Annotated in this window: 14 protein-coding genes and 1 pseudogene; 4 read left to right on the top strand and 11 right to left on the bottom strand. The window is 69.2% G+C overall.

Annotated features, from left to right (window positions below; genetic code table 11):
* Positions 1 to 11 precede the first annotated feature (11 nt).
* Entirely contained in the window at positions 12 to 803 is a 792-nt protein-coding gene (locus QPK32_RS08945) for an SDR family oxidoreductase (RefSeq protein ID WP_290412445.1), read from the top strand.
* A 109-nt stretch (positions 804 to 912) separates the two neighbouring features.
* Here the strand turns inward: QPK32_RS08945 and QPK32_RS08950 are convergent, their stop codons facing one another.
* The 11 genes from QPK32_RS08950 to QPK32_RS08995 form a co-directional block, all read right to left on the bottom strand.
* Positions 913 to 1,182 carry a hypothetical protein gene (locus QPK32_RS08950; protein WP_290412446.1) on the bottom strand — a complete coding sequence of 90 codons (270 nt, stop codon included), beginning with the start codon at positions 1,180 to 1,182 and terminating at the stop codon, positions 913 to 915.
* A 74-nt stretch (positions 1,183 to 1,256) separates the two neighbouring features.
* A complete protein-coding gene (locus tag QPK32_RS08955) occupies positions 1,257 to 1,997 on the bottom strand; it encodes a GntR family transcriptional regulator (protein ID WP_290412447.1) in 741 nt (246 codons plus the stop codon).
* A gap of 73 nt (positions 1,998 to 2,070) precedes the next feature.
* Complete coding sequence (locus QPK32_RS08960) at positions 2,071 to 3,138, bottom strand: flavodoxin family protein (RefSeq protein ID WP_290412448.1); 1,068 nt, start codon at positions 3,136 to 3,138, stop codon at positions 2,071 to 2,073.
* Between the two features lie 155 nt (positions 3,139 to 3,293).
* Positions 3,294 to 4,595, bottom strand: a complete 1,302-nt coding sequence (locus QPK32_RS08965) for a tetratricopeptide repeat protein (protein ID WP_290412449.1) — start codon at positions 4,593 to 4,595, stop codon at positions 3,294 to 3,296.
* Positions 4,596 to 4,901: 306 nt separating this feature from the next.
* Positions 4,902 to 6,401, bottom strand: a complete 1,500-nt coding sequence (locus QPK32_RS08970) for a glycoside hydrolase family 3 protein (protein WP_290412450.1) — start codon at positions 6,399 to 6,401, stop codon at positions 4,902 to 4,904.
* A gap of 10 nt (positions 6,402 to 6,411) precedes the next feature.
* Positions 6,412 to 7,422: an SIS domain-containing protein gene (locus QPK32_RS08975; protein ID WP_290412468.1), complete on the bottom strand. Its 1,011-nt coding sequence runs from the start codon at positions 7,420 to 7,422 to the stop codon at positions 6,412 to 6,414.
* A gap of 19 nt (positions 7,423 to 7,441) precedes the next feature.
* Positions 7,442 to 8,545 (bottom strand): N-acetylglucosamine-6-phosphate deacetylase, encoded by a 1,104-nt coding sequence (gene nagA, locus QPK32_RS08980; protein WP_290412451.1) that lies wholly within the window; start codon positions 8,543 to 8,545, stop codon positions 7,442 to 7,444.
* A gap of 23 nt (positions 8,546 to 8,568) precedes the next feature.
* The gene (locus QPK32_RS08985) at positions 8,569 to 9,480 is read right to left on the bottom strand and encodes a BadF/BadG/BcrA/BcrD ATPase family protein (protein WP_290412452.1); all 912 of its coding nucleotides are present in this window, start codon (positions 9,478 to 9,480) and stop codon (positions 8,569 to 8,571) included.
* A gap of 205 nt (positions 9,481 to 9,685) precedes the next feature.
* Positions 9,686 to 10,558, bottom strand: a complete 873-nt coding sequence (htpX, locus tag QPK32_RS08990) for a protease HtpX (protein ID WP_290412453.1) — start codon at positions 10,556 to 10,558, stop codon at positions 9,686 to 9,688.
* Between the two features lie 227 nt (positions 10,559 to 10,785).
* Positions 10,786 to 10,881, bottom strand: coding sequence for a hypothetical protein (locus QPK32_RS26655; protein ID WP_374046716.1), 96 nt, complete (start codon positions 10,879 to 10,881; stop codon positions 10,786 to 10,788).
* Entirely contained in the window at positions 10,853 to 12,856 is a 2,004-nt protein-coding gene (locus QPK32_RS08995) for a CocE/NonD family hydrolase (RefSeq protein ID WP_290412454.1), read from the bottom strand. The genes QPK32_RS26655 and QPK32_RS08995 overlap by 29 nt, the downstream gene beginning before the upstream one ends.
* Positions 12,857 to 13,111: 255 nt before the next feature.
* On the opposite strand from QPK32_RS08995, the gene QPK32_RS09000 reads away from it, so the two are divergent.
* From QPK32_RS09000 to QPK32_RS09010, 3 genes and pseudogenes are all read left to right on the top strand, one after another.
* Positions 13,112 to 13,585 carry a hypothetical protein gene (locus tag QPK32_RS09000; protein ID WP_290412455.1) on the top strand — a complete coding sequence of 158 codons (474 nt, stop codon included), beginning with the start codon at positions 13,112 to 13,114 and terminating at the stop codon, positions 13,583 to 13,585.
* A gap of 16 nt (positions 13,586 to 13,601) precedes the next feature.
* Positions 13,602 to 15,218 (top strand): ExeA family protein, encoded by a 1,617-nt coding sequence (locus QPK32_RS09005; protein WP_290412456.1) that lies wholly within the window; start codon positions 13,602 to 13,604, stop codon positions 15,216 to 15,218.
* Positions 15,219 to 15,233: 15 nt separating this feature from the next.
* Positions 15,234 to 15,668, top strand: a pseudogene (locus tag QPK32_RS09010) (hypothetical protein); the annotation flags it as partial.

Here is a 15,668-nt window from a genome sequence, read left to right on the forward strand (position 1 = left end):
AAGGAAGCATCATGAAGGGCATGACCAATCAACCGCCGAGTGGGATCTCCTACGCCGGCAAGGTTGTGCTGGTAACGGGCGCCGCCAGCGGCATCGGCCGCGCGATGGCGCTGGCATTCGGGCGCGCGGGGGCCTGCGTCGTCGTGGCGGACACGTCGGTGGATGGCGGCCACATGACGGCCGCGCTGATCGTGGAAGCGGGCGGCAAGGCCTTGTTCGTCAAGACGAACGTCACGGTCGCCCACGAGGTCGAGGCGCTGCTCGAGAAGGCCGTGTCGCACTACGGCCGCATCGACGTCGCCGTGAACGGCGCCGCCGTCGAGGAAGAGCACCTGCCGCTGGCCGACGGCGAGGACGAACAGTTCGACCGCATCATGAACGTCAACGTCAAGGGCGTCTGGCTGTGCATGAAGGGCCAGCTGCGCCAGATGCTCAAGCAGGAAGGCGGCGGCACGATCCTGAACGTGGCCGACGCCGGCGGCCTGGTCGCCGCGCCCAACCACGGCATCTATGCGGCCTCCAAGCATGCCGTGATCGGCCTGACCAAGACCGCCGCCGTCGAATACGCCAAGTCGGGCATCCGCGTGAACAGCCTGTGCCCGGGCGCCGTCAAGACGCCGATGCTGGCGCGCATGCTGGAACGCGATCCGGGCCGCGACAAGAAACTCAAGGCCGCGCACCCGATGGGGCGCGTCGCCGAACCCCATGAAATCGCCACCGCGGCGCTGTGGATCTGCTCGGAGCAGGCCTCGTTCGTCACGGGGCACCAGCTGGCGATCGATGGCGGATTGACGGCAATTTAAGACACATCGTACGAATAGCGTCGTCCCTGCGCAGGCAGGGACCCGGTTTCCCAAGCGTTGCCGTGCTGCGTGCAGACTTGGGTCCCTGCCTTCGCAGGGACGACGGGGTTTATTTCGCCGGGCGTCCCTTGCGGTGCACGCTGCGCTGCTGTTTCTGCTGCGTCTGCACGCGGTTCTGGCGCGCCTTGAACAGCGTCGCCGCATCCTGCTTCGCGCGCTCGAGCGTGCGCATGTCCTCGTGGTCGTCGTGCGGCGAGAAGTACTCGGCTTCCTGGGCATCGACCACCAGCTTGATCGCCGTGTTGTCGTCGAGGTCGTAGATCTCGGTGAGCAGGGTGGCGACTTCGTCGAGGTAGGCTTCGTAGGTCAAGTAATTCATCGGGTTCTCGGGGTAGGGTGGACGGCTGAGCCGTCCACGCGTTCAATCGGCGCGGAGATGGACGGCGCGCCACATCAGGCGGCGCTCAACTCCGCGACGAAATCATACATGTCGCCGCGGAAGTAGGAGCGGCAGAATTCTACCGCCTGCCCGTCCGGCAGGAAACCCAGGCGTTCCACGCACAGGCCGGCGTCGCCTTCCTTCGATTGCAGCAGCCGCGCCTGCTCGGCCGTCAGCAGCAGGGCCGACAGGCGCTGCAGCGCGCGCACCGGCCGCTTGCCGGCCGCTTCCAGCGCTTCATACATGGATACATCGACGGCGTCCAGCGAGGGCAGGGCGGTGGCGCTGATGGTCGCGTATTCGACGCACATCGGCATGTCGTCGGCGTAGCGGATGCGGTTGAAACGGTACACGGCCGCGCCCGGCGACAGGCGCAGGCGCAGCGCCTCCTCCGGCGTGACGGTGCCTTCCGAACGCTTGAGCCAGACGCTGCGCGGGGTACGGCCGCGCGAGCGCATGTCTTCGGAAAACGAGGTCAGCTTGGCGAAGTTCTTTTCGATGCGGGTATTGATGAAGTTGCCCGAGCCGGCGCGGCGCACCAGCAGGCCTTCCTCGACCAGGCCGTCGATCGCCTTGCGCACGGTGATGCGCGAGATGTCCAGTTCGGACGCCAGCTGGCGCTCGGCCGGCAAGGCCTCGGCGGGGCCGTAGATGCCGCGCTCGATGGCCTCGCGCAGCGCCCGCTGCAGCTGCTGGTACAGCGGCAGGTTGCTGGTGGCGCCCAGGTGCTGCATCAGTTGCGCGAGAGTGGACATGCGGGATCGTCGGCGTGGAAATGCGCCGATGATACCAAAAACAGACCACCTGGCCCAAGCGGCCGCGCCAGGATTACTTGGGCCGCGGATTGCTCAGCTTGCGGTCCGGCTGCAAGAGCTTGCCGGAGCGGATCGCCGCGACGGCCGCCGACACCGAGCGCGCCACGTTCTTCACTTCTTCCTGGAATGCCGTGTCCTTGTCGAGCGTCTCGTGGCTCTCCGCATACGATTCGTAGTAGCCGACGTAGCGGTCGAGCAGGGCGGTCGGGCCCGCGTCGATCAGGCCCATCCAGTCGAGCCAGTCCGACAGCGAGCGGCGCGTCGATTCGATGCCGGCCACGTCGCCGTGCACGACGAGGCCGTAGGCGCGGCCCGCCAAATGCTTCGGATAATCCCAGTCCTTCTCGAGCGCCTTCGCTTCCTCCGCTTCCTTGCCGTGCGTGGAGCTGGGGTCCGGATTGCCGCCGTCGGCGCAGACGAGGCGGTCGATCATCAGCTTCAGCACGGCCGGCGACTGGTACCAGTAGGTCGGCGTGAAGATGATGACGCCGTGCGCCGAGACCCACTTCTCGTAGATCTCGTTCATCCAGTCATTGTTCCGGTGCAGGGAGTGGTTCGGGTAGCAGCTGCACGGCCAGTGGCACAGCGGCATCGCCGTCGACACGCAGGCCTTGCAGGGGTGGATATGGCGGTCGTAGTCGGAAATGATGCGCGACAGGTCGAGCACGTCGGTGTCGATGCCCTCGAGCGTCAGCAATTCTTCGCACATCTTGACCAGGCGCCAGGTCTTCGAGATCTCGCTCGGGCAGCTGCCGTCGTTGCGCGCCGAGCCGTTGATGAGGAGGATGCGGTTGCGGGTGGCCGGGTCCTTCTGGCGCGCCTCGGCGGCCAGCAGCTTGTCGCGGGTGTCCTTCCATTCGACCGAGAGGTCGTAGTCCGGGTCGGCGAAGCCGGGGCCGGCCTTCACCGTCATGGGCGATTTCTCGGAATCGACATACGATTGCCAGGCGACTTCCTCGACGGCGGCGAGCTCCTTGCCGACGGCCTCGTAGGCCGGGCTGAAGAAGTTGCGGGAAAATACCAGGCGGAATTCGTCGCGATTCAGTTTCGCGGGCGCCTGTCCTTTGCGTACGGTGGTCATGCTGCGGCCTTTCGTGGGGTTCCCTGCGCGGGATTGCTTCCCATTATCGGCAAGCGGCAGAACCCAGCCGGTACGGCACCTAACATTGGTCCATAAAAAAACGGTGCGGGCCGCGAAGCCCGCACCGTTTTCCGGTGCGCCCGTAATGACGCCGATTATTTGACGACGGTGGTCACGCCGCTCGGGTGGTTCAGCAGCAGGATCCAGTACTTGGCGGTGTCCGACAGGCCGCCGCCCGCTTTCACGGTCTGGAAGGTCTGGATCGCCTGGTCCTTCTTGCCGGCGCGGGCGTAGGCCATGCCCAGGCGCAGCTTGGCTTCGTCCGGCGACTTCAGGCCGCCCTTGGCGATACCTTGCTCGATGAAGCCGATGCCCTTGTCGAACTGGTCCATGGTGACATAGGCCCAGCCCAGGTTGACGAGGCCGGCGCCGTTCTTGGCCTTGCCGGCGCTGGCTTCGCCGGCGGCGATGTTCTTGGCGTCGTCGGCCGCGCCCTTGGTGGCACGGTCGCGCAGCTGTCGGTGCTGGGCGGCGCCGCTGCCGGTGCCGAGCACGCCGGCGGCGAAGCCCGCGTCGACGACCTTCTTCGCTTCGGTCGGGAAGCCGTCCTTCAGCGCCAGTTCGGCCAGTTCGGTATAGCCTTCCGGCGACAGCTGCTTGACGGCGGCGAACTGCAGGCGCAGTACGTTGGTGACGTTGGCTTCCTGGAAGCCCGGCTTGCGCACGATGCCGCGGCTGATCAGGTCGGTCCAGAAGTCGTCGCTCGGATAGAACGAGGCCAGCTTCTCCAGGCCGTTCAGGTAGGCGGCGTCATCCTTGGCCTTGTTGGCGGCCGACGCGTACAGGCGCAGGTCTTCCTGGGTCGGGGTCTTGCCGGCCTTTTCCATCGCGTCCAGCACCGGACCCTGCAGCTTCAGGGCGGTGGCATAGTCGCCGCTCAGGTAGTAGGAGCGGATCATGGCCGAGTTGACGGCGTCGGTGGTCTTGCCCAAAGCCTGGATCTGCTTGTACAGCTCGATCGCCTTCGGATAGTTCTTGGCGTTGTAGTAGTAGGTCGCCAGGGCCTGGGTGAAGTTGGCCTTGTCGGCTTCCGGCAGCTTGCCGGTGGCCAGGATCGCTTCCAGCGCCTGGGTCGCCATCGCGTCGTTGTTGGTGCTGGTGGCCAGCGTCAGCTTCATGCGGTTCAGGACGTAGTCCTCGTACGGCGTACGGTTCGGGACGGCTTCGGCCTGGGTGACGCGGTTCTGGATCTCGCCGTAGTTCTTGGCATCCATCAGCGGCTTGATCTGGGCCGGGTCGAGCAGCTTGAACAATTCGGGACGGACCGCGTCCGCCGGGGCGGCTGCCGGTGCGGCATCCTTGTTCTGCGCATGGGCGCCATGCATCAACGCCGGAGCGGCGTTCAGGCCGATCGCGGCCAGCATCAGTGCCACGCGGGCAAAACGGAACTGGGACATGAATAATCCTCTCTTGATGACTAGTGAATGCACCGGCCGGAGCTCGGACAGTGTCGTTGTGCCAATACGGACAAGTCGTGCATTGTCCCACAAAGTGCCATTTCGGGCGCGTCCATTGTGCCTCAGCCGTGCAGGGGGAGGGGGCACCGTTACATCGCGTTACCCGGCCGGGGTGGAAGGCGTGTGTTCAACGTGATTACAACGTCGTCCCTGCGGAGGCAGGGACCCAATCTTGCAAGCGTCATGGCGACGCATGCAGCAATTGGGCCCCTGCCTCCGCAGGGGCGGCGGGTGTTCAGGCTGGCATTAAAAATTCGGCACGGGGCAGCGGCCCTGGGCTTCGATCTCGCCCGCCAGCCAGGCATTCACGGCGTCCAGCGCCGGCGGCGCGAAGCCGTAGGTCATCAGCGCGGGCGCGTCGACGTCCAGCGCCTGGTAGGGGTTCCACAGCGCCAGGTGCAGGTCGGGGCGCCAGCTGGCGCGCACGCGCGGGCCGTAGCGGCGGCGCGAGGTCGAGGCCAGTACCGTAAAGCGGCCGTCCTGGGGCAGCGCGCCCCAGTCGAAGCTGTCGGCATCGGCGAAGGTGACCAGGTCGACGTCGTACAGCCGGCCCAGCGACGCGGCGATGGCGGCGGCCGGCACGCCCGCCTCGGACACGCCGTCGCTGACCACGTCCTGGCGCGCCACCAGGCGCAGGCGGCTGCCCGGTGCGGGACGGCGCGGCGCCGCCTGCGGCGTGCTGCGCGCCGTCAGGCCGCGGCGCCAGGCGAGCGCCATCAGCGCGCGGTCTTCCTGTTCCGTGGCGTAGGCGCCGCCGGCGGCCGGGTGGCGCGCGGCCAGGGCATCCAGCCGCGCCAGGCGCGCATGGACCTCGTCGAGCGGCAGGCGTCCGTCGGCGATGGCGGCGGCGATGGCATCGAGCGTCTCTTCCTGGGTGGCGCGGCTGCCGATCGCCATCACCATGTCGGCGCCGGCCAGCAGCGCGTTGACGGCCGCTTCGCCCGCCGGCCAGCGCTGGGCGATCGCATGCATGTCCATGCCGTCCGTGATGATGACGCCTTCGTAGCCCCAGCGTTCGCGCAGCAGGCCGTGCAGGATGGGGCGCGACATCGTGGCCGGACGGTCCGGGTCGAGCGCCGGATAGACGATGTGGGCCGTCATCATCGCCGGCGCGCCGGCCCGGGCCGCAGTGCGGAACGGGGCGAACTCGAAGCGTTCCAGCTCCTCGACGGGCTTGGCGACGGTGGGCAGGTCGCGGTGCGAATCGACGTGGGTGTCGCCATGCCCGGGGAAGTGCTTGACGCAGCAGGCCACGCCTTGGCTTTCGCTGCCGTCCGTCCAGGCCAGCGCCAGGCGGCTCGCGGCCTGCGGGTCGGCGCCGAACGAGCGCTCGGCGATGACGGGGTTCAGCGGATTGTTGTTCAGGTCCAGCACCGGCGCGAAGTTCCAGTTGAAGCCCAGCGCACGGATCGCGCGCGCCACCGCAGCGCCGACGTCGCGCGCGAGCGCCGCGTCGCCGGCCGCGCCCAGGGCCATCGCCGAGGGCGGCGGCGGCACCCACAGCGCGCGCACGACGGCGCCCCCTTCCTGGTCGATGGCGATCAGTGCATCTGCTCCCATCGCGTCGCGCAGGGCGCCCGTGAACGCGGTCAGCTGCTCGGCATCCGTCATGTTCTGGCGGAACAGGCAGGCGCCGCGGATGGCGTTGGCGCGGATGAAGGCGTCCGTGCCGGCATCGAGCTCCGTGCCGAACAGGCGGATCATGATCAGGCGGCCGGCCAGGCGGCGGTATTCTTGATTCGTCATGCGTGCGTCGTCAGTTCGTCTTGGTGACCTTGCTCAGGTGGCGCGGCTTGTCCGGATCGAGCCCGCGCGCCTTCGACAGCTGCGCCGCCATCACGTAGAACGCCTGGATCGCCACGATCGGGTCGAGGTCGGGGTGGGGCGCCTCCGGCAGGTCGAGGTCGCGCGAGGGCACGTCCTCGGGCGCGGCCAGCAGCACGCGCGCGCCGCGGCCGCGCATCTCGTCGGCCAGCGCCACCAGGCCGGCCTGGGTAGGGCCGCGGGTGGCGAAGATCAAGAGCGGATAGCCTTCGTCGATCAGCGCCATCGGACCGTGCTTGATCTCGGCGCCGGAAAAGGCTTCGGCCTGCAGCGCCGAGGTTTCCTTGAATTTCAGCGCCGCCTCCAGCGCGATGGGGAAGCCGATGCCGCGGCCCACGACCATGATGTTGCGCGCCGGCGCCAGCACGTCCAGCGCGGCCGACCAGTCCGCGCCGGCGGCACGGCGCAGCGCGTCGGGCAGGGCGGCCAGGCCCGCCTTCAGTTCGGCATCTTCCTGCCACTCGGCGACCAGGCGGGCGCCGGCCGTCAGGCTCGTGATGAAGCTCTTGGTGGCGGCCACGCTCTGCTCCTTGCCGGCGCGCAGCGGCAGCGCCCACTCGGCCGCCTCCGCCAGTGGCGAATCGATGGCGTTCACCAGCGCGACCGTGGTGGCGCCGCCGGCGCGGAAGTAGCGCATCGGTTCGACCACGTCCGGGCTCTGGCCCGACTGCGACACGGAAATCGCCAGCACGCCGTCGGCGCGCAGCGGCGCCTTGTACAGCGTGACCAGCGACATGGGCAGCGACGTCACCAGGCGGCCCATGCGCGACATGATCAGGTAGGCCAGGTAGTTCGACGCGTGGTCCGAGCTGCCGCGCGCCACGGTCACGGCATTGTGGAAGGTGCCGGCGCGCAGCACGCGTCCCAGCTCCGCGTAGCGCTCGACGTCGTTGGCCAGCTGCAGGGCGACGCAGTCGGCGGCGGACCGGGCTTCCTGGAGCATCAGGGAGTCGTTAGTGGAATCAGCTGCGGAGGTCAATCGCTTCTCCTTCGATGTGGACGGCTTTCAGGTTCAGGTCCCGGTCGAGGACGACCAGGTCGGCATGGCATCCCGGCGCCAGGCGGCCGCGGCGCGTCTCGCCCAGGTAGTCGGCGGCATTGGTGGACACGCGGCGCGAGGCGTCGGCGAGGTCCAGGCCGATCTTCACCAGGTTGCGCAGCGCCTGGTCCATGGTGAGGGTGCTGCCCGCCAGCGTGCCGTCGGCCAGGCGCACGCCGCCCATGCATTTGTGGACGACCTGGCGGCCCAGCATGTACTGGCCGTCCGGCATGCCGGCGGCGGCCGTCGAATCGGTCACGCAGTACAGGCGCGGGATCGCGCGCAGCGCCACCTGGATGGCGCCCGGGTGCACGTGCAGCAGGTCGGGAATGATCTCGGCGTAGTGCGCATGGGCGAGCGCCGCGCCGACCATGCCGGGGTCGCGGTGGTGCAGGCCGGGCATGGCGTTGAACAGGTGGGTGAAGCCGGCCGCGCCGTGCTCGAGGGCCTTGACGCCGTCCTCGTAGGAACCGGTGGTGTGGCCGATCTGCACGCGGATGCCGGCGTCGGCCATCTGGCGCACCAGGGCCAGGTGGCCGTCGATCTCGGGCGCCACGGTGATCAGGCGCATCGGGGCCTGGGCGTCGAAGCGCTTCACCTCGGCCATGCTGGCTTCGCGCGCGAACGGCGGCTGGGCGCCCAGCTTGCCGGCGTTGATGTACGGGCCTTCCAGGTGCACGCCCAGGATGCGCGCCTCGCCGGCGCCGCGCTCGCGGCACGCCGCGCCGATGGCGGACAGGGCGCGGTCGATGTCCTCGAGCGGCGCCGTCATCGTCGTGGCCAGCAGGCTCGTGGTGCCGTGGCGCGCATGCAGGCGCGCGATGGTGCGGGCAGCGTCGCCGCCTTCCATCATGTCGCGCCCGGCGCCGCCGTGCACGTGCAGGTCGATGAAGCCGGGCAGGATGTAGTCGTCGCCGTTGGCGGCCGGATCGGCGGGCACGCCGTCGATGGCGGCGATGGTGCCGGCGGCATCCGCGTGCAGCGTGCCGCGGATCCAGCCGCCGGGAGTCAGGATATTGCCTTGCATGCGCAGCCTCTGTGAATGAAAACTCATTGAACCGGATGGTAGGCCAGGTACCGCGCGATCACGCACAGCGCGCCGGCGGCGGAATCACCTTCCGGGGGAGCGGCGCGCGCGGCCAGCTCGGGCGGCAGCCAGGGACGCAGGGCCAGGCCCAGGCCGCCGCACAGCGCCAGCGGCAGCGTGCCTTGCGGGTCGAGGGCGCGCGCGATGGCCGCGGCTTCGCGGCCCGCGTCGCGCAGGATGGCGGCGGCGACGGGATCGTCGGCATGCCGCAGCACCAGGGGCGCCAGGCTGGCGTAGCCGGTCTGGGTGGCGCCGCCGAGCCAGGCCTGGACCATGTCGCGGTGGCCGCCGCAGGCATGGACGACGGCATCGGCCAGGCTGCTCCTCGGCTGGCGACCGTCCAGCACCTGCTGGACGTGGTTGATGGCGCGCAGGCCGATCCAGGCGCCGCCCGCCTCGTCGCCGGCCGGGAAGCCCCAGCCGCCCACTTCGCGCCGCGTGCCGTCGGGCAGCAGCACCTCGCCGACGCTGCCCGTGCCGATGGCGACGATGGCGCCGGGACGGCCGCCGTGCGCGCCCATCAGGGTCGTGAAGGCGTCGGTCTCGAGCACCAGGGCCGGATAGCCGGGATTCGCCGCCGTGAATGCCTGGGCCCACTGCTTGTTGTGCACGCCCGCCAGGCCGAGGCCGATCGCGGTGCGCTCGGGACCCGGCCGTTCGAGGCCGGCGGCGTCGAAGGCCTGGGCGATGGCCCCGCCGACCGCGGCCCAGGCATTGGCGATGCCCAGCCCCAGCCCGGACGGGCCGGCGCTGCCCTGGGCCAGTTCGGTGTAGCCGCGCGGCGCGGCAGGCTGGTTGGAGCGGGGCGCGGCATGGGCGAGGCGCACTCGGGTGCCGGTGCCGCCGCCGTCGACGCCGATGAGAAAGTCGATCATGGGAGAGTGTGCCGGTGGAGGTCAGCGCACTATAGGAGGGGCCGCCAGGCTTGTCAACAGGTATGCAAGTGGTATTGCCTGCTGCTGATGTGGCGTGGGGAACTGGTATGTCCCGACTGGGAGCGAGAAAGGCGGGACGGTGGGAATTGGTATTGAAAGTGGTATTTTTACGGCCCCGCCGCATGGGCGGGGCCGCAACTCTGCATCAGCCGCGCTGAAGGGCGGCGATGCGCTGCTCGGTCGACGGGTGGCTGGAGAACAGCGACAGCACGCCGCCGCCGGCGATGCCCGACGCCGTCAGGTTCTTCGGCAGGTCGACCTGGGCGATGCCGCCGAGGCGCTGCAGGGCCGCGATCATCGGACGCGGGGTGCCCATGATCTTGGCGGCGCCGCGGTCGGCGCGGTATTCGCGCTGGCGCGAGAACCAGGCCACGATGATGCTCGCCAGGATGCCGAACAGGATGTCGCAGACGATCGAGGTGACGTAGTAGGCGATGCCCGGGCCGCTGCTTTCTTCCTCGTCCTTGCGCAGGAACTGGTCGACGCCGTAGGCGACGACGCGCGCCAGGAAGATCACGAAGGTATTGACCACGCCCTGGATCAGCGTCAGCGTCACCATGTCGCCGTTGGCGATGTGCGCCACCTCGTGGGCCAGCACGGCCTCGACTTCGTCGTGCGTCATCGATTCCAGCAGGCCCGTCGACACGGCGACGAGCGAGGCGTTCCTGGTCGCGCCGGTGGCGAACGCGTTCGGCTCGCCCGGGTAGACGGCGACTTCTGGCATGGCGATGCCGGCCTTCTGCGCCTGGGCGGCCACGGTATTCATCAGCCACGCTTCGGTGGCATTGGACGGCTGCGTGATGACGCGGGCGCCGGTCGACCACTTGGCGATCGGCTTGGACATCCACAGCGAAATGAAGGCGCCGCCGAAGCCCATCAGCGCGGCGAAGCCCAGCAGCATGCCGAGGTTCAGGCCGTTGGCCGTCAGGAATTTGTTAACGCCGAGCAGGCTCGCCGAAATGCCCAGCACGAGCATGATGGCAAGGTTGGTAGCGAGAAAAAGGACGATGCGTTTCATGATGACTTTCCGTCATGGTTATTAATGAACGGTAGAAAGTCTAATTGATCTGCAACATCGGAAAAAGCGAAGTTATTCGAAGTATGTCTTCGAAAAACCGGAAGGTTCAGCGGCGGGCGTGTGAGTACGTCGTCCCTGCGGGGGCAGGGACCCAATGCATGCACTCCACGAAATTGGGCCCCTGCCTTCGCAGGGGCGACGGGCAGATGAGCGGAACGGGATTCGCGCTAGTCCGCCGCCTGCACCACCGGCAACTCCACAAAGCTGCCGTGATACACGCGCTGCGTGGCCTTTTTATAGTCGCCCGGCTTCGCGAAGAAGATGTTCGGGACGAAGGTCTGCGGATTGCGGTCGTACAGCGGGAACCAGCTCGACTGCACCTGCACCATGATGCGGTGGCCCGGCAGGAACACGTGGTTCGCCGTGGGCAGGCCGAAGCGGTAGGACAGGGGCTTGTTCGGGGCCAGCGCCTTCGGCTTGTCGTAGCCCTCGCGNCACCTGCACCATGATGCGGTGGCCCGGCAGGAACACGTGGTTCGCCGTGGGCAGGCCGAAGCGGTAGGACAGGGGCTTGTTCGGGGCCAGCGCCTTCGGCTTGTCGTAGCCCTCGCGGTAGCGGCCGCGCAGGATGTCGCCGGCCACCATCAGCTGGTAGCCGCCCATCGCCGGCTGGCTGCCCACCTGGTCCGGATAGACGTCGATCAGCTTGACGACCCAGTCGCTGTCCGTGCCGCTGGTCGAGGCGACCAGGTGGGCGACCGGTTCGCCGGCGATGCGCACGGGCGCCGTCAGCGCGTCGGACGTGAACGTGACCACGTCCGTGCGGCCCGAGGCCTCGCGCTGGTCGTCGACGAGCCAGCGCGGCCAGGTCTGGCCCTTGGCCTCGTCGTAGCCGTAGGGCGGGATCGGGCGCTGGCGGAACGGCACGGGCTTGGCCGGGTCGGACACCCATTCGTCGTACGTCCGATCGTCGGCCGCGCCGCCCAGCACGGCCTTCGCGCCGGCTGCCAGCCGCAAGGGGACGGGACGAATCGCCTGCGTCCCGGCGCTCGGCCACGACGGCAGGTCGCGCCAGCGGTTGCTGCCCGTCTCGAAGGCGGTGACGGGCGCGATGGCGGGCGCGGCCGCGTCGTCCTTCAGGTAGCGGTCCAGGAAGGGTTTCAGCACGGCGCGGCGCCAGTGCAGCGACGTGTCGCTGCCGAACTTGAGCGGGCCGAGGCCGCTGCCATCCTCGATGGCGCCGCCGTGCGCCCACGGGCCGATCGACAGGAACACCTTGCCGTCCTTGTCGTTCGGCTTGACCGCCTTGTACACGGCGATGGGGCCGTAGATGTCCTCGGCATCCCACAGGCTGTGCACCAGCAGCGTGGGCACGGAGACGCTCTGGCGCGCGAGGATCTTGTCCATCGCCTGCTGCTGCCAGAAGGCGTCGTAGTCCGGATGCGCGACGAGCTTGTTCCAGAAGCCGCTCTGCGTCAGGCCGCGCTGGCGCCCCAGTTCGCCGGCCGAGCCGGCGCCCAGGTACATGTCGTAGTCGTCGTAGTGCGAGGTGAACCATTTCGCCGTATTGCCGCGCGTGACCACCTGCTCGAGGATGTAGGACATATTGATCTGGCGGAAGGCGCCGTGGTGGAACCAGTCGTCGCCCATCCAGCCATCCACCATCGGGTTCATGGGCACGGCCGCCTTCAGCGCGGGATGCGGATTCACCAGCGCCATCAGGGGCAGGAAACCGTCGTAGGAAATGCCGATGATGCCCACGCGGCCGTTCGCTTCCGGCACGTTCTTGACGAGCCAGTCGATCGTGTCCCAGGTATCGGTCGAATGGTCGACCGGCGTCGGGTTCAGGGGGCCGGACAGGGGCCGGTTCATCACGTAGTCGCCTTCGGAACCGTACTTGCCGCGCACGTCCTGCACGACGCGGATATAGCCGCCTTCGACGATCGTGTCGGCGGCATTGTCGTAGCCGGCGAGGATGGTTTCCAGGTCCGAGCTCTCGGCGTGGTTCGTCATGCCGGCCGCGTCGTAGGGCGTGCGCGTGAGCAGGATGGCCGCCTTGCGCGCGCTCGTGGCAGTCTTCGGGACGATGATCACCGTGTTCAGGCGCGTGCCGTCGCGCATGGGAATCATCACGCTGCGCTTGACGTAGTTGTAGCCGGGCGTGGGGGCGGTGAATTCGGCCGGGGTCTCGGAGGGCAGGGCGGGGTACTGCGGCGCGGCGGTCTGGGCGTGGGCAATGCTGGCCGCCGCCGCGGCAACGGCGGCGGCCGCGCGCAGGCGGGCGGAAGAGAAGGGCATGGACATCCTTGCTGGTTGTTCTTGTCGATTGCGCCGTTACCTTAGCACAAGGACAAGCCGGGTCCGCCGCGCAGGCGCGCATTGCGCCGGATGTGGCTCGAGGACAACGCCGGCCGGGTCCGTCCCATCCGGGCATGACGCAGAGAAACGCCCGATTCCTGGCTTGCGGATGGCCCCGGTGTCATAATGGGCCGTTCGACCAAGGGGAAACGCGACGTGGGTGCGGGAAGATTCGGGAGGTTCGCTGCGTCGGCCATGTTGCTGGCCGCTGCCTGCGGCACCATCGGTGCCGGGCCCGCGCACGCCCAGGCGGGAGAGAAGCCGCCGTCGACGTTCAGCGCCGTCATCGGCAGCGCGCTGCTGTGCCGCGACCAGATCGACAACGCCTATTTTTATTCCTGGCTCACGCGCTTCTTCGGCCCCGCCTACAAGCACGAGGGCGGCGCCTACTGGTTCCGCACGGACGACGCGTCGCTGTGGGGCACGCCGGTGAGCGAGGTCATGGTCAGCGACGACACGAGCGAACTCGCCTTCGTCGCGGCGGTCTCAGAAGTGCCGCCGGACGAACTGGAGGGCGCGATCCGCAAGGCGGTGGGCATCCGCTACCTGGCCGTCGATGCGTCGCCGTATCCCGTGCGCGTGTCCAATCCCGGCAGCAAGATCGCTTACTACAATACCAAAAGCAAAATATACTGCGCGAAGTTCAAATCGTTGCCGCCACGTCCCTGACCGGCGGCGGGAACCCATGTACACGAATTACTTCCACCTGAAGCAGGCGCCGTTCTCCATCGCGCCCGATCCCCGCTACCTGTTCATGAGCGAGCGCCACCGCGAGGCGCTGGCGCACTTGTTATATGGCATCGGCAGCGGCGGCGGCTTCGTGCTGCTCACCGGGGAAATCGGCGCCGGCAAGACCACCGTCTGCCGCTGCTTCATCGAGCAGATTCCCGACAATTGCCGTCTCGCGTATATCTTCAATCCGAAGCTGACGGTCGAGGAATTGCTGCTGACGATCTGCGACGAGTTCCGTATCGACCTGCCGCCGGCCGCCGCGGGCACCCTCGGCGTGAAGGGCTATGTCGACGCCATCAACGCCTACCTGCTGGCCAGCCATGCCCAGGGCAACAACAACGTGCTCGTCATCGACGAGGCGCAGAACCTGTCGCCCCAGGTGCTGGAACAGTTGCGCCTGCTGACCAACCTCGAGACCAGCGAGCGCAAGCTGCTGCAGATCATCCTGATCGGCCAGCCGGAACTGCGCACGATGCTGGCCCGGCCCGAACTGGAGCAGCTGGCCCAGCGCGTGATCGCGCGCTACCACCTGGGACCCTTGTCCGTGGCGGAGACGGGCGCCTACGTGGCGCACCGCCTGGCCGTGGCGGGCGTGCAGGCCGGCACGCCGGTTCCCGCCGCGCTGGCGCCGCTCGTGCACCGCCTGACGGGCGGGGTGCCGCGCCGCATCAACCTGTTGTGCGACCGCGCGCTGCTCGGCGCCTACGTCGAGAATGCGCGCGAGGTGACGCCGAAGATCCTGCGCCGCGCCGCGCGCGAGGTATTCGCGGGCGAAACGCCGCTGCCGCAGGACGGCCGCCGGCCGTTGCGCTGGCCGCTGGTGGCGGGCGGCGTGCTGGCCGGTGCCGCGATCAGCGCTGCGGCCTGGCAGGCGGTGCCGCATGTCTCGCCCGCGCCCGCGCCCGCGCCGGCCGCGAAGGTGGCGCCGGCGGATGCGCGGACCCGTGCGCCCGCACCTGCTGCCGCCGCGGCGCCGGCGAAGCCGCTGGACCTGGCCACCGAGGAAGAAGCGCTGCGCGAACTGGGAGAATTGTGGGGCCAGAAGCTGCCGGCCGGCACCCCGTGCGCCGGCGCGCCGCGCCTGGGGCTGCGCTGCTACCAGGGCCGCGGCGGCCTGTACGAACTGCGCCTGCTGGACCGGCCCGCCATCGTCGCGCTGCACGACGGCCAGCGCGTCGGCTACGCCGTCCTGACGGGCATGGACGGGCAGGGCGCCACGCTGGCCATCAACGGCCAGCGCCAGAAGGTCAGCCTGGGCGCGCTGGCCACGCGTTTCGACGGCACCTTCACCACGCTGTGGAAGGCGCCGCGCGCGTTCCGCGACGAAGTCCATCCGGGCGACACGGGCGCCGACGTCGACTGGATCGCGGCCCAGCTGGCCACGCTGGACAAGCACCCCGCGCCGCCGGGCGGCCAGCCGTTCGACGCCGCCACCGCGCGCCTGCTGCGCGCCTTCCAGGAAAAGCAGAACCTGAAGGCGGACGGCGTGGCCGGCCCGCGCACCTGGATGCGCCTGAACCAGCTGGGCGGCGTGGACGAACCGCGCCTGCTCGCCGCCGCCGAAAAGTAAAACAAGAAGGATCCCATGTCATACATCCTCGAAGCCTTGAAGAAGGCCCAGGCCGAACGCCAGCTCGGCGACGCGCCGACCATCCACGCGCCCCAGGCCGCGCAGGCTGCCCCGGCGGGCACCACGGCGCGCAAGCCGCTGCTGCTCGGCCTGGGCGCCGGCGCGCTGGTCGTCGCGGCCGGCGTGCTGCTGTTCTGGCGCGCGGGGCCGGCGCTCGCGCCTGTGGCGGCCCCGGCCGCGACGGCGGCATCGTCCGCACCGGCCGCGACGGCGGCATCGTCCGCACCGGCCGCGCCGGTGGCCAAGGCGCCCCCGTCCGCGTCCGCCACGCTGGACGTGAGCGCGCCGCCGGCACCGCCGGCAGCGCCGTCCGCAGCGCAATCAGCCGCACCATCGGCCGCACCGGTCTCCGCGCCCGCGGCGCCGGCCCAGGCTCCCGCGGCGCCGGCC

The sequence above is a fragment of the Massilia sp. YIM B02763 genome (genome assembly GCF_030412015.1).
Lineage (GTDB): Bacteria > Pseudomonadota > Gammaproteobacteria > Burkholderiales > Burkholderiaceae_D > Telluria.

Bases quoted from the DNA above. Each gene is read 5' to 3' on its own strand.
- QPK32_RS08945 (WP_290412445.1), top strand. From the start codon at position 12: ATGAAGGGCATGACCAATCAACCGCCGAGTGGGATCTCCTACGCCGGC.
- QPK32_RS08960 (WP_290412448.1), bottom strand. From the start codon at position 3,138: ATGACCACCGTACGCAAAGGACAGGCGCCCGCGAAACTGAATCGCGAC.
- htpX (WP_290412453.1), bottom strand. From the start codon at position 10,558: ATGAAACGCATCGTCCTTTTTCTCGCTACCAACCTTGCCATCATGCTC.
- QPK32_RS08965 (WP_290412449.1), bottom strand. From the start codon at position 4,595: ATGTCCCAGTTCCGTTTTGCCCGCGTGGCACTGATGCTGGCCGCGATC.
- nagA (WP_290412451.1), bottom strand. From the start codon at position 8,545: ATGCAAGGCAATATCCTGACTCCCGGCGGCTGGATCCGCGGCACGCTG.
- QPK32_RS09005 (WP_290412456.1), top strand. From the start codon at position 13,602: ATGTACACGAATTACTTCCACCTGAAGCAGGCGCCGTTCTCCATCGCG.
- QPK32_RS08950 (WP_290412446.1), bottom strand. From the start codon at position 1,182: ATGAATTACTTGACCTACGAAGCCTACCTCGACGAAGTCGCCACCCTG.
- QPK32_RS08975 (WP_290412468.1), bottom strand. From the start codon at position 7,422: ATGCTCCAGGAAGCCCGGTCCGCCGCCGACTGCGTCGCCCTGCAGCTG.
- QPK32_RS09000 (WP_290412455.1), top strand. From the start codon at position 13,112: ATGTTGCTGGCCGCTGCCTGCGGCACCATCGGTGCCGGGCCCGCGCAC.
- QPK32_RS08985 (WP_290412452.1), bottom strand. From the start codon at position 9,480: ATGATCGACTTTCTCATCGGCGTCGACGGCGGCGGCACCGGCACCCGA.
- QPK32_RS08970 (WP_290412450.1), bottom strand. From the start codon at position 6,401: ATGACGAATCAAGAATACCGCCGCCTGGCCGGCCGCCTGATCATGATC.
- QPK32_RS08955 (WP_290412447.1), bottom strand. From the start codon at position 1,997: ATGTCCACTCTCGCGCAACTGATGCAGCACCTGGGCGCCACCAGCAAC.